10 protein-coding genes, 1 rRNA gene and 2 riboswitches are annotated in these 13,816 nt (G+C 38.6%); of the genes, 9 read left to right on the forward strand and 2 right to left on the reverse strand.

Annotation, left to right across the window (positions count from 1 at the left end; genetic code table 11):
- Positions 1 to 32 precede the first annotated feature (32 nt).
- From T323_RS0111285 to T323_RS0111295, 3 genes are all read left to right on the forward strand, one after another.
- The gene (locus T323_RS0111285) at positions 33 to 1,409 is read left to right on the forward strand and encodes an MBL fold metallo-hydrolase (RefSeq protein WP_035178474.1); all 1,377 of its coding nucleotides are present in this window, start codon (positions 33 to 35) and stop codon (positions 1,407 to 1,409) included.
- 22 nt (positions 1,410 to 1,431) lie between these two features.
- On the forward strand, positions 1,432 to 2,250 hold the full coding sequence (locus T323_RS0111290; protein WP_026673378.1) for an HAD family hydrolase: 819 nt from the start codon (positions 1,432 to 1,434) through the stop codon (positions 2,248 to 2,250).
- A 131-nt stretch (positions 2,251 to 2,381) separates the two neighbouring features.
- A complete protein-coding gene (locus T323_RS0111295; protein WP_026673379.1) occupies positions 2,382 to 3,710 on the forward strand; it encodes a S8 family peptidase in 1,329 nt (442 codons plus the stop codon).
- A 297-nt stretch (positions 3,711 to 4,007) separates the two neighbouring features.
- Here the strand turns inward: T323_RS0111295 and htpX are convergent, their stop codons facing one another.
- Both htpX and T323_RS28395 read right to left on the reverse strand, forming a co-directional pair.
- Entirely contained in the window at positions 4,008 to 4,922 is a 915-nt protein-coding gene (gene htpX, locus T323_RS0111300) for a protease HtpX (protein ID WP_026673380.1), read from the reverse strand.
- A 172-nt stretch (positions 4,923 to 5,094) separates the two neighbouring features.
- Positions 5,095 to 5,262 carry a YjcZ family sporulation protein gene (locus T323_RS28395; protein ID WP_084309249.1) on the reverse strand — a complete coding sequence of 56 codons (168 nt, stop codon included), beginning with the start codon at positions 5,260 to 5,262 and terminating at the stop codon, positions 5,095 to 5,097.
- A 231-nt stretch (positions 5,263 to 5,493) separates the two neighbouring features.
- Here T323_RS28395 and T323_RS0111310 point away from each other — a divergent pair, with 231 nt between their 5' ends.
- From T323_RS0111310 to T323_RS0111340, 6 genes are all read left to right on the forward strand, one after another.
- On the forward strand, positions 5,494 to 6,441 hold the full coding sequence (locus tag T323_RS0111310; protein WP_026673381.1) for an AAA family ATPase: 948 nt from the start codon (positions 5,494 to 5,496) through the stop codon (positions 6,439 to 6,441).
- Entirely contained in the window at positions 6,442 to 7,653 is a 1,212-nt protein-coding gene (locus T323_RS27960) for a DUF58 domain-containing protein (protein WP_051556502.1), read from the forward strand.
- Positions 7,650 to 9,809, forward strand: a complete 2,160-nt coding sequence (locus T323_RS0111320; protein ID WP_026673382.1) for a DUF4129 domain-containing transglutaminase family protein — start codon at positions 7,650 to 7,652, stop codon at positions 9,807 to 9,809. Before T323_RS27960 ends, T323_RS0111320 begins: the two co-directional genes overlap by 4 nt.
- 47 nt (positions 9,810 to 9,856) lie before the next feature.
- Positions 9,857 to 9,957: riboswitch (purine riboswitch) on the forward strand.
- Positions 9,958 to 10,062: 105 nt separating this feature from the next.
- Complete coding sequence (gene guaA / locus T323_RS0111325; protein ID WP_026673383.1) at positions 10,063 to 11,601, forward strand: glutamine-hydrolyzing GMP synthase; 1,539 nt, start codon at positions 10,063 to 10,065, stop codon at positions 11,599 to 11,601.
- A gap of 90 nt (positions 11,602 to 11,691) precedes the next feature.
- A riboswitch (purine riboswitch) is annotated at positions 11,692 to 11,793 on the forward strand.
- A 156-nt stretch (positions 11,794 to 11,949) separates the two neighbouring features.
- Positions 11,950 to 13,263 (forward strand): NCS2 family permease, encoded by a 1,314-nt coding sequence (locus T323_RS0111330; protein WP_026673384.1) that lies wholly within the window; start codon positions 11,950 to 11,952, stop codon positions 13,261 to 13,263.
- 340 nt (positions 13,264 to 13,603) lie between these two features.
- Positions 13,604 to 13,816, forward strand: a 16S ribosomal RNA gene (locus T323_RS0111340); the annotation flags it as partial.

Consider the following 13,816-nt stretch of genomic DNA (forward strand, 5'->3'; position numbering starts at 1 on the left):
ATTCCTTGTTTCCTTTTACAAGGGGAGAGTATATGAAAACGAAAATACAATTTTGGGGTGGGCTGAAGACGATAGGCGGAAATATTGCAACTATTGAATATGGACAAGACAGAGTTGTCTTTGATTTTGGACTTGTGTACGATCCGGCTACACATGTGTTAGATCACCATATTAAAATTCGTGAGAAAACGAGAGTCGTGGATTCAATAAAACTAGGTCTAGTTCCCGCAATACCAGGTCTTTATGCAAAAGAAGAACTCGAAAAGGATAAAGTGGGCGACATCCAACATATCCAATCGGCAATTGACGAACAAAACACGGCGGTTTTTTTATCGCATTTACATTTAGATCATATTGGTGCAATGGGATGGATAGCCCCAACGATTCCTGTTTATTTATCAGAACAATCATTGCAGCTTTATCAAACGTTAGTAGAAATCGGTGAAGGAGTGGACGGTAATCGTGAGTATGAGCCTTGTTTTTACCAAAAGCCGGTTGAGATTGGCAATATAACGGTGACGCCGCTTCAAGTAGACCATGATGTGTATGGTGCGACATCTTACCATATAAAAACACCAGATGGCACGTTTTTATATTCGGGAGATATTCGAATGCATGGTCAACATCCTGAATGGAATATAAAGTGGATTGAAGATGCAAGAAAGCTTGGCGTCGATGTGTTGCTTATTGAAGGAACGACTTTACATCCTGCAATGGAAGAACAAAAAAATAGCGAGGAACGACTTTCAGAAAGAGAGCTTCCTGCTTATGTGAATCGAATGGGTGTTAAGTGTAAAGGTGTTATGGTGATTAATTTTTATCATAGTAATTTAGATCGCATTCAAAACTTTTATGAAGCAGCAAAAACGTTAGGACGAACGCTTGTATTAGAACCGAAAACCGCTTATATTGTAAGTCAACATATGACAGACATAGAGTTTCTTATGTTTGACAATGAAAGAGTAGAAGAGAAAAAAGAAAGTTGGAGGGAACGTCTCGAGCGCAAGTATGAGGTGATCACAACAACGGAGATTAATGAAAAGCCACACAACTATATGTTGCAAAATAGTTACCCGAATATACTCGATTTATTAGATATTGAACTCGATTCAGCTTTTTACATTCATGCAAATGGTGTTCCGCTCGGTTCATTTGACCCAGCATATAACAATTTGCTCCGTTTTCTTGAACGTTATGGAGTGGAGTTCCGTTCTTTACATATATCTGGACATGTGTATCCTGAAGATTTAGTGAGTGTCGTGGAACAGCTGAAGCCTAATTATATGATTCCTTGGCATTCCTATCATCCTGAGTTGTTGAGCGTCAACCAACATGAAATTAAAACAATCCTTCCACGGTATGGAGTGTGTTATGAGCTAGACAATCATACGTTTTACGAGAGAAAATAACAGGGTTGAAAGGAGCCATAGAATGCTAGCAAACTATAAAGTTGTTGTTTTTGATTTAGATGGAACACTATATGAAGGAACAGACCATTTTGACTATTATGCAGAACAGTTGCAACAACAGGTCCAGGTAGAACAAAGAGAAGCTTTTAAAAGTGACTATCAACAAATGAAAGAAGGTAGACATATTGTTTCTGTTGGGAAAGTGTATGACGTCGACCGTGACATCGTATTAACGATTGACCCTATCAACTTTAATGTAACACAAGCTCACACATGGGAAGGTGTAGCTTTAAGTGAGGGAAAGGTAGAAAAGCTCTATCATCAACCTCTTTCCTTTAATTTTGATAAAACTGTAGCGATTGGGGATGGTTGGTGGCTTCCTTTTGTTACGGCAAAGCATTACGGGGTCGCTGATTGTTATCCAAGTTATGTTGCGACAAAGGAATTTATGGTGTCGGACAAATTTTCGTTGACGCCTCTTCCTCGGCTAGCTGAGCAGTTGGAAAAACTAAAGGAACAAACACATATCGTCCTTATGACAAATAGTGAAGAAGAGGATGTTCATAGGTTGCTTTCCCATTTGCAGTTAGAATTGGTTTTTGAACACATCATTACGTCAGCACAAAAGCCGACAAATGCAATAAAACACTTTCAAGACATAGTAGATTTTTATAACGTGAGGCCGGAAGAAGTCGTGTCGGTAGGGGATAATTTTATCAATGAGATTTCTCCTGCCCTAGCTCTTGGCATCCATGGCATATATATTTCAAACAGCCGTGCACAGTTTTCGCATTCCTCATATAGCATTGTGCCATCCGTTATGGCCTGTTTTACGAGATAAGAGTTGAGAAGGCTTGATAAAGAGTTGTCCAAGATACTAGCGTAATTTGCAATAATACTAGACTACTACCGTTTCTATGAAATCAAAAAAGACATACAGTATCTCATCAAGTGAAAAGGAGTTGATGAGAATTGTATCGTTTTTCTACAGTGAAAACTATGCGAACTTATGCAAATAAAGTAGATAAATCATGCCGTGACAAAGTTATGGGAATGCTGAAACCATTTCGATGGACACCGTGTTTTTTGCATAAGCCGTTAGAAGCGATAATGAGAAAGATGTCGAAAGTATCAGTGATTGTCCAGTTTGAACAAGAGTCATTTACTAAAGGATGTCATGAATTTGATTCAATTATAAAAAAACATCTAAGGTGTAAGCGGAAGTGCGAGTTTCCGAGTATTTCTTGTTGCAGTGCAAATCTTACACCACAAGCGCTAGAAGAGTTATTAGCTTCTTGTTCATTAGTAAAGAAGATATATTTAAATCGAGAAGTTCATGCGCTTTTAGACACGGCAGTTGAATCAAGTAATGCAAGGAATATTGTTCGAAACGAAAATGAAGTGACAGGTGAAGGCGTCAATATTGCGATTATTGATACAGGTGTCCACCCACATGAAGATCTTGGAGATAGACTAGTCGAGTTTGTTGATTTTATTAACAATCGAACAGAACCTTATGATGATAACGGACATGGAACACATTGTGCCGGTGATGCAGCGGGTGACGGGACAGCTTCAGGTGGTGACATAGCTGGACCAGCACCGAAAGCCAATATTGTTGGTGTAAAAGCTCTTGATAAAAATGGAGCCGGGTCACTAGAAACAATTATTCAAGGTGTTCAATGGTGTATCGATTACAACGAGGAAAACTCAGAAAATCCAATCCACATCATTAGTATGTCCCTCGGAAGTTCAGCTCAACAATATGAAGACGAAAGTGAAGATCCGATGGTTCAAATCGTAAATGAAGCTTGGAATGCGGGAATTGTAGTCGTTGTTGCAGCAGGAAATTCGGGGCCTGAGCCTTATACAATTGCTAGTCCTGGAATTAGCCGTCAAGTGATTACGGTTGGAGCATTAGACGATAAAAATACAACCGACCGTGCTGATGATGAAATTGCAAGCTTTTCTAGTAGGGGACCGACGATTTATGGAGTAGAAAAACCTGATATCGTAGCACCAGGTGTGAACATCACAGCAATTCGGTCGCCAAGGTCAAGTCTTGATAAGTTCCAGAAGAGAGACAGAGTGGGAACTGACTATATCACCTTGTCAGGTACGTCAATGGCCACACCGATTGTTGCAGGGGTCATTGCGTTAATGCTAGAAGTCGATCCTGAGTTAACGCCAGACGATGTGAAAGAACGGATTCGAAACGGGGCTGACTTATGGACAGATAGAGACCCGAATATATATGGAGCCGGTTATGTCAATGGAGAAAACTCAGTTCCGAAATCGTAGTTAATAAAGTTTCGGTTCATCAAATAAGTAGATGAACATCTCTTTTAGTGTGGGATGTCTCGTTTCGGACACATGCTCCTTTATTTTCCAATATTTAGGCGTTCTTTAAATTTAACGGACTTACGTTCCGCTAGTTCACAAAAGATACGGTTGTTTTTGCGGAAAATCTGCAAATAACGGAACTGATGTCCGAACCGAATGGAGAAAGGCTGTTTTTTAAGGCATTAGCGGAATAGATGTCTGTTACGAACGTGTGAAGATAAATAAAACCCAACTCCATGGAGTTGGGTTTTATGATTAGCGTTGCTCTAGTCGGGCAATTCGATCATCTAAGTCAGGGTGGGATGAGAATAGTTTCGATACGCCACCTTTTCCACTAATCTTTAATGTTTGAACAGCGGAATCATCTTGACGATTGTCCGATACTCGATTCACATGTTGTTTCAATGAACGTAGGGCGTGTGCCATTTTATCTCGGCCTGCTAAGTCGGCCCCGCCTCTGTCTGCATGGTATTCGCGGTAACGTGAGAATGCCATAACGACGATACTTCCGAGAATAGAAAATAAAATTTGGAAAATAATGATTGCTGCAAAACGAACAATCCATTGTAATTCTGATCGGACAAAACGAGAAACGATGATCGCAGCAATTCTTGAAAAGAATACAACAAAAGTGTTAACAACACCTTGTAATAATGTCATTGTGACCATATCGCCATTCGTAATGTGAGCAACTTCATGGGCGATGACACCTTCAACCGCATCATCATCCATATAGTTTAATAGTCCAGATGAAACGGCTACAAGGGAGCGTTTTTTTGATGGACCTGTAGCAAAAGCGTTCACTTCGCCAGATTGATAAATACCAACTTCAGGCATATGTGTAAGTCCAGCAGCGCGAGAAAGGCGGTGGACTTTTTCAACGACAGAACGTTCTTGTGCTGTTAAAGAGCCATTTGGATCAAGAACTTTGACATTCATCATTTTTTTGGCCATCCATCTTGAAAGTGCTAACGATATGAATGACCCCGAAAACCCAACGAGTATACTAAATACCATTAAAGAGGTATAGTCAATTCCTAACCCAGGTCCTCCTGTTTCAAAACCCCCACCGTTAATACCTGTGTATCTTGTAATTAAAGACCATACAATCACAATGGTCGTCATAACAAGAATATTTGTTAATAAGAAAAACAGTACGCGTTTTCCCATTCTCTCTCCTCCATTCTTTTTATCTTTTTATATTCTAACATGTAATACGAGCGGAGTGAGAGAATGGTTGCGCTTTTTTTGGCTGCCAGTTTTTAGTTGAAGAAATGACCGTGTATCTTTATTTACATTAAAAAAGCACCCGGGTGGGGCGCTTTTTTAATTAAAATTTATATTAGCAAGGTGTTACTGGTGCTGCAGCTGCTGGTTTTACAAATGCAGCTCCAACGATAATTAATAAAATAAACAACACCACAATTAAAGCGAATCCACCGCCGTGACCAACTCCAGCTACTGGTGCTGGGCAACCAGCTACAGGAGCGCCATACCCATATCCGTACATAACATTCCCTCCTTCCGTTAGATAGTACAGTGTATGTAACCACTAGTTACAATGATTAGGCGAAAAGCTTGGAAAATAAAAAAAGATAACTTTTATTTTTCATAAATAAGATAGGCGAAAAGGATTATAAAGAAATTGTATAGAAATTGGTAATGCAAATTTAATCTTGTCCACCTAGGATTAATGATATGATAGATAAGTAACTAGACCTGTTGTTGGAGGGACCAGTCCATGATTAAAGAGCGATTACAATTGGCAATTGAGAACGTAGAAAAGGTTGTTGTCGGAAAAAAAGAAGAAATTATACTTAGTCTTTCTGCGATGTTAGCAGGGGGGCATGTTTTACTGGAAGATGTACCTGGTGTCGGAAAAACGATGTTAGTGAAAGCAATAGCAAGGACATTAGGAGCTGACTTTAAACGGATTCAGTTTACGCCGGATATGCTTCCGTCTGATGTGACAGGCGTTTCAATTTATAATCAAAAAACTCTGAGTTTTGAATTTCGTCCTGGTCCAATTATGGCAAATGTTGTCCTTGCTGATGAAATAAACCGAACTTCCCCGAAAACGCAAGCAGCCTTGCTTGAAGCGTTAGAGGAAGGTAGGGTAACGATTGATGGGGAAACGATGGTGTTATCAAAACCGTTTTTTGTGATGGCGACACAGAACCCAATTGAATATGCAGGAACTTATCCGTTGCCAGAAGCACAGTTAGATCGTTTTTTGTTAAAATTAAAAATTGGGTATCCAACAAGAGAAGATGAACTTGAAGTGTTACATCGTGTTGAAAAAAGCCATCCAATTGATAGATTAGAGTCGATTTTAGATTTAGAGGCTTTAGTGAAAATGCAAGAAGCTGTACAACGTGTTTATGTGGATGACCTTGTTAAAACGTATATCATAGATGTTGTGAATGAAACAAGAGACCATAAAGCTGTACGCTTAGGAGTAAGTCCGCGTGGGTCAATAGCATTAATGAAAGTCGCTCAAGCTTATGCTTTTCTAGAAGACCGAGATTACGTCATTCCTGATGATGTAAAATATTTAGCCCCATATGTATTGTCACATCGTATTATTGTGAAATCTGATATTAACTTTTCAAATACGACGCAAGAGTCTGTTGTAAAGGATGTACTGAAAAGAGTATCGGTTCCTATGGTAAAAAAGGATGGCATTTAAATGAAATCTCCTTTTTCAAATTGGATGCCATACATTAAACCGCTGTTGTTACTTATTGTCAATGGGCTTGTGTTTGCCTATGCGATGTTTCAAGGCGGATTTGTAAGTTGGTTTTTGTTTTATAGTGTGCTTGTTCTTTCTTTGCTTTCTTGTAGCGTCATTTTTGTATCGTTTCGTTCCATTAAAATGGAAAGAGAAATTACACCGGATGTTGCATTGGCTGAGGATAGTGTTGACGTAACAATTCGAATGAAAAAACGTTTTTTTCATCCCTTTTACTATGTTCGGGTTCAAGATGTTATTCCGAAGTCATTAAGTCGAGCGGAAATTAGTGACAATGGAGGACTCTTTTTCTTCTCTTTTAACAAAACATTAACGTTTGAATATCATATATATTCATTAATTAGAGGAGAACATGATTTTCAAGAAGTAGAAGTTGTAGTCGGTGATTTATTTGGTTTTTTTGAACGTAAGAAACGCTTGCCAATAATAACAAGGATGGTCGTATATCCTCGTTATGAAAAATTAAATCGGTGGACGGTGTTTTCAAGTCGAGGGAATGAAGAAGGATCTTCTTTTGAAGAATCGTTTGAAGAAGAATTGTCGATTTCTAGCATCCGTAATTATATTCCGGGAGACCGACTGACGAGTATAGACTGGAAGCATTCTGCACGTAGTAATAAATTGATGACAAAAGAATTTGAATCTTACCAAGGTCAAGCTAGTAATCTTGCATTTTACTCGACTGCTTCAAAAGGAGAACTTGAGGCATTTGAACAGGCAGTCGTCCTTTGTGCGTCCATTGTTAATTTTTATTATAAAAAATCAATGCCTCTTGGATTTATCGGTTTTGATGAACAAGGACAATATACACCTCCGTCCGACCAACATTCTCAGTATCAACATTTTTATCGCCAGCTTGCAAGGGTGACACCTAAAAACGAAGCTCTCTTTTCGATAACGCCTATCGTTGAGTTGATGCGCGGGACAGCAACAACGATTATTACCGTTTCTTTGACGCTGCATCTTTGTGATTTAATCAATCAAATATTGGCAGTTAATGGGAAAGTGATGGTCTGTTTAATTAAACAAGAACGATCGGATATAGAAGAAATGAATCGAATTGAAAAAATAAGATTGAATGGTGTCCGTGTTTTTCAATTTATGGCGACACACACTGATTTCAGAAATGAGCAGGTGAGTGAACTATGAGGCATGAACAAAATCGACAAGGAAACAGCTTTGGGCTTTACGTTCTAGGTCTGCTACTTTTCCTTGAATGGATGTATCCGTTGCCGTATGTAACAGATACAGGATATATCTCAATTTTTGTTATCTTTACATTCATTTTCTTTGTTATTACCTATTGTCAGTTGCGTGTATGGCTTTCCTTTTTGTTGAAATGTTTTTTTATAGGTTATGGATTACACGTCATGTTTTTTTCTGAAATGTTTCTATCATTAGGATGGTTTTCGATATTCCTTGATGATGTAACTTATAATTTATCCCTTATGGTAGCTGGACAATGGAATGGATTAACTGATATTTTTCGAAGTTTACTGTTCTTTATCCTATTGGCTGTTATGAGTTATTTGATTTTTTATTGGACAACACAATTAAAACGAATCTTGCTGTTTTTTGTTTTCACTATTATTTATATTACTTTCATTGATACGTTTACCCTTTATGATGCTGGTTTTGCGATTGTCCGTACGTTTTTATTTGGTTTTCTATTGTTGGGTCTTTTGACGATGTATCGTGTGATAGAACGTGAAAAAGTGGGTACGTATTCAAAAGTATTGCCAGCAAGATTAGTCGTGTCGCTGATTGTGATTGTATCGATGTCGGCTTCGTTAGGTTATGCTGCACCTAAGTTTGACCCGCAGTGGGGCGACCCTGTTCCTTATATGAAATCGGCTTTTGGGCTTAATCCAAATGCTATAAGTCCTGCACAAACGATCGGATATGGCACAAATGATGAAAGGTTAGGCGGGGGATTTGATATGGATGAAACCCCAGTCTTTTATGCTACAGCATCGAAACCACATTATTGGCGTGGGGAGTCTAAAGATTTTTATACCGGGAGAGGTTGGGAACAAACAACTCCTGAAATTTTAGGTGAACAATCTAATTTTTATGAACCACAAGTTCCTGTTGAAACACTAGAAGCACAAGTGGAGATGACGGGAAATCATGAATTCGACCATTTGTTTTACCCCGGGGACCTGACCAATGTTTCCTCCGAAGAAAATCCTTCTGTGTATATTGACCAATTTACTGGAAAAGCCTTTTCATATGATATTGATATGAATTCGTTTGTGCTTCCTTTGTATCAAATTGAATATGGTTATCCAGAATATTCGAGAACTGCTTTACGAGAAGACTCGGGAGAAGACCCAGAAGAAATAAAGCAGTATTATTTACAATTACCTGAAACATTGCCAGAACGTGTTACTACGTTAGCGGAAACAATTGTAGCCAATCAAGAGAATCGTTATGACAAGGCTCGCACAATTGAACGATATTTTACAATGGCTGGCTTTCAGTATGAAACACGATTCGTAGCTGTTCCAGGGCCAGGTGAAGACTATGTCGATCAATTTTTATTTGAGACGCAACGTGGATATTGTGATAATTTCTCAACTTCCATGGTCGTTTTATTGCGTTCGGTTGGAATCCCTGCTCGTTGGGTAAAGGGTTTTACGCAAGGTGAACGACTAGAATATGTCGGGGAAGATTCTTATCAATATGAAGTGACAAATGCGAACGCTCATTCCTGGGTGGAAGTGTATTTTGCGGATAGTGGTTGGGTTCCATTCGAGCCGACGAGAGGATTTGAACAACCGATCGACTTTACGAGTGAATGGGAATCTCGGGATGCTGATGTTGATATTGAGCAGTTGCAAGAGCGATACGATGAAGAAGTAGAAGAAGTGATGGCTCCTGTTGACGAAAATCAAACTCCAATACTTGGGGGTAGAGGAGGAGCAAGTGTATCAATTAGCCTTATTCCTCTTTTGGTATCTCTAAGCGTTCTTTCTCTTTTTGCTTTCATCGCCTTTTATAACCGAAAAAAAATAATCATTTTCTATATGTTGTTTCGTTATCAGTCTAAACAGGGAGAGGATACGTTTAATGATGCGTATGCTACATTGTTATGGCTCTTACAGTTTGTTGGAATGAAGAAAAATGAAGGTGAAACAATGAGAGAATATGCAAAACGAGTAGACTCTTTGTATTCCATGGATGAAATGACGGCGTTAACGGCAAACTATGAAAGAGTTAGTTATGGGAATGCTCCTTCTGAAAAACTATGGAGTGAGAGCAGGCGACTGTGGAAAACGATTGTGCGACGAATCGGTTCTTGACCAAGTGAAGGCGTTACGTTACAATGAATCTCAGATTTTATGTCGAGAAACGTCAATAAAGATTCCTTCATATATTCTTAGGGATAGGGCCTAAGAGTTTCTACAAACCACCGTAAATGGTTTGACTATGGAGGCGGAATGTTTTAAAAAGTTAGATTCTGCCTTTATATACCTTTATAGGCTATAAAGATAAATCTAGCTTTTTCTTTACATATAAAAACCAGTAAATAAAAAGATGAGGGTGGAGTATGACATGGAAAAAGTGAATGAAATGATTGTTGTTTTGGACTTTGGTGGTCAATACAATCAGTTAATTGCACGCAGAATCCGCGATTTAGGTGTATATAGTGAATTGCATCCAAATACGATTACAGCTGAAGAAATTAAAGAAATGAATCCGACGGGTATTATTTTTTCAGGTGGTCCCAATAGTGCATATGTTGAAGGAGCACCTAAATGTGATGAGGAAATTTATGAGTTAGGTATTCCGATTCTAGGGATTTGTTATGGAATGCAGCTCATGACCCAGCATTTCGGTGGAAAAGTCGAAGCAGCTGAACATAGAGAGTATGGGAAAGCAAATATTAAAATTGAAAATCAATCCAAATTATATAAAGGTCTTCCAATCGAACAGCCTGTGTGGATGAGTCATGGCGATCTAATTGTCGCTCCACCAGAAGGGTTTGTTGTAGATGCTTTTAATCCGTCTTGTCCGGTTGCAGGGATGAGTAATGAGGCCAAACAAATGTATGGTGTTCAATTCCATCCAGAAGTTCGCCACTCACAATTTGGAAATGAGTTATTGAAAAACTTTGTTTATGAAGTATGTCAGTGTAAAGGTGATTGGTCAATGGAAAACTTCATTGACATTGAAATGGCGAAAATTAAAGAACTAGTAGGAGACAAAAAAGTCCTATGTGCTTTAAGTGGTGGCGTTGATTCTTCGGTTGTTGCTGTTCTTATTCATAAAGCGATTGGCGACCAATTAACATGTATGTTTATAGATCATGGTCTATTGCGCAAAGGGGAAGCGGATAGTGTCATGAAAACCTTCAGTGAAGGATTCAATATGAATGTCATAAAAATTGACGCTCAGGAACGCTTCTTATCAAAGCTAGCAGGCGTTGAAGACCCAGAACAAAAACGAAAAATTATCGGTAATGAATTTATTTATGTGTTTGAAGAGGAATCTGAAAAATTACAGGATATGGACTTTTTAGCTCAAGGAACATTGTATACAGATATTGTTGAAAGTGGTACGGCAACAGCACAAACAATTAAATCGCACCATAATGTTGGTGGATTACCAGAAGATATGAAGTTTGAGTTGATTGAACCATTGAATACTTTATTTAAAGATGAAGTTCGTAAACTAGGATCTGAACTCGGGATTCCGGATGAAATTGTATGGAGACAACCTTTCCCAGGACCTGGGCTTGGTATTCGTGTGTTAGGTGAAATCACAGAAGAAAAACTAGAGATTGTTCGTGAATCAGATGCAATCTTAAGAGAAGAAATTAAGAAAGCTGGACTTGATCGTGAAATTTGGCAGTATTTCACAGCACTCCCGAATATGCGTAGTGTTGGGGTTATGGGAGATGCAAGAACATATGACTACACAGTCGGAATCCGTGCTGTTACATCAATTGATGGCATGACGTCAGACTGGGCTAGAATTCCTTATGATGTATTAGAAATCATTTCAACACGTATTGTTAATGAAGTAAAGCATGTCAATCGTGTTGTGTATGATGTTACATCAAAACCGCCAGCTACGATTGAATGGGAGTAAACTGGATGATCACGAATGTTTTTAAACTTTTTTTCTGAAACGTTCGGTTTTTGTATTGACAGATAAAACGGTGACTGCTACACTTTTCATGTATTCATTATAAACGAATTTCGTATAATCTTGGGAATATGGCCCATGAGTCTCTACCAAGCTACCGTAAATAGCTTAACTACGAAAGATCGGGATGAGTCGTGTTTGATAAAGTGTGCGCACCATTTTAGTCATTCACCTTTCCAGATTTTTTGTTGTCAAAGCTTCAGGTAGAATTTACCTGGAGCTTTTTTGATCTAATTGGAATCTGGTTCTAATCATTGTACAAATTAATAGTAAGTAGGGGGTATGTTTTCAATGGATCGTTATTTCGGTTTTAAAGAGCAAGGGACAAGTTACCGCCAAGAAACGGTAGCAGGGATTACTACGTTTTTAGCAATGGCTTATATTTTATTTGTGAACCCAGATATTTTAGCTGCCGCAGGGATGGACCAACAAGCAGTATTTGTTGCGACTGCGTTAGCAGCAGCTATCGGTACAATTATCATGGGATTATTAGCTAACTATCCTATTGCATTAGCACCAGGTATGGGGTTGAACGCCTTTTTTGCTTTTTCTGTTGTTATTGGTCTAGGGATTGATTGGCAAATTGCATTGTTTGGTGTTTTTGTTTCAGGTATTATCTTTATTATTATTACATTAACTGGTCTTCGTGAGGTTATTATTAATGCGATTCCAGCAGAGTTAAAGTACGCAGCGGCAGCTGGTATTGGATTATTTATCGCATTTATTGGATTAAAAGCAGCGGGAATTGTTGTTCCTTATGAAGCAACTGCTGTTACACTAGGTGACTTAACTCAAGCGCCTACATTGCTTGCTATCTTTGGTGTGATTATAACGGTTATCTTTATGGTTCGTGGTGTAAAAGGCGGTATTTTTTACGGAATGATTATTACTTCGATTGTTGGGGTCATATTCGGTGTTATTGAACGCCCTACAGCAATTGTAAGCTCGATTCCGAGTTTAAGTCCTACTTTTGGTCAAGCGTTCTTTTATATTGGTGAAGTTGGTTGGTCAGAAGTATTCACATTGAAATTATTAGTTGTTATTTTAACTTTCCTATTTGTTGATTTCTTTGATACGGCAGGAACATTGTACGCTGTATCGAACCAAGCAGGGTTTGTGAAAAATAATAAATTACCTCGTGCAAATCGGGCGTTATTAGCAGACTCTAGTGCCACTTCCATTGGTGCTATTTTAGGAACATCTACAACAACTGCATATATTGAGTCTTCAGCTGGGGTGGCAGCTGGTGGTCGTACCGGTTTTGCTTCATTAGTAACAGGAGTACTATTCTTATTCGCATTATTCTTTTCACCTTTATTAGCTGTCGTAACAAGTCAAGTTACAGCAGCAGCATTAATTGTAGTTGGGATTTTGATGGCATCGTCACTTGGATTAATTGATTGGAAAAAATTCGAGATTGCTGTGCCGGCATTTGTCACAGTTGTCACAATGCCATTAACATATAGCATTGCAAACGGAATTGCGTTAGGATTTATCTTATATCCGATTACAATGATTGTTAAAGGAAAAGCAAAAGATGTTCATCCGATTATGTACGTATTATTTGTTATCTTTGCTCTATACTTAGCATTCCTAACAAAATAATATGTTGGATTAAAAGAAAAGAGGGACCTTTTTGAAGGGACCCTCTTTTTTCATTTTGTATTAAGGTGGAAAAGATTTCATGGGCAAAATCTATTGCTTTCTTATTGGAATCTTGGTATGATTATTTTCGTTGTCATAACAAAGCAACCAACGGCAATAAAATGTTTTTTTGAAAAAAGGGTTGACGTTGAAGTTGAAACTTGTTATGATATTCAAGTCGCTGTTAGACACAAGGTGTCTGACACCGTAGCTCTTTGAAAACTGAACAAGAAAAAGCCAAGCGAATTAAAGAGATAGTAATATCTCGTCAATGAATTATTTTTGAGCTATATCAAACACTTTTATGGAGAGTTTGATCCTGGCTCAGGACGAACGCTGGCGGCGTGCCTAATACATGCAAGTCGAGCGGACTGATGGGAGCTTGCTCCCTGATGTTAGCGGCGGACGGGTGAGTAACACGTGGGCAACCTGCCCTGTAGACTGGGATAACATCGAGAAATCGGTGCTAATACCGGATAATAGATGGAATTGCATAATTCCATTTTAAAAGATG

Source organism: Alkalihalobacillus bogoriensis ATCC BAA-922 (genome assembly GCF_000621445.1).
Lineage (GTDB): Bacteria > Bacillota > Bacilli > Bacillales > Bacillaceae_F > Bacillus_AO > Bacillus_AO bogoriense.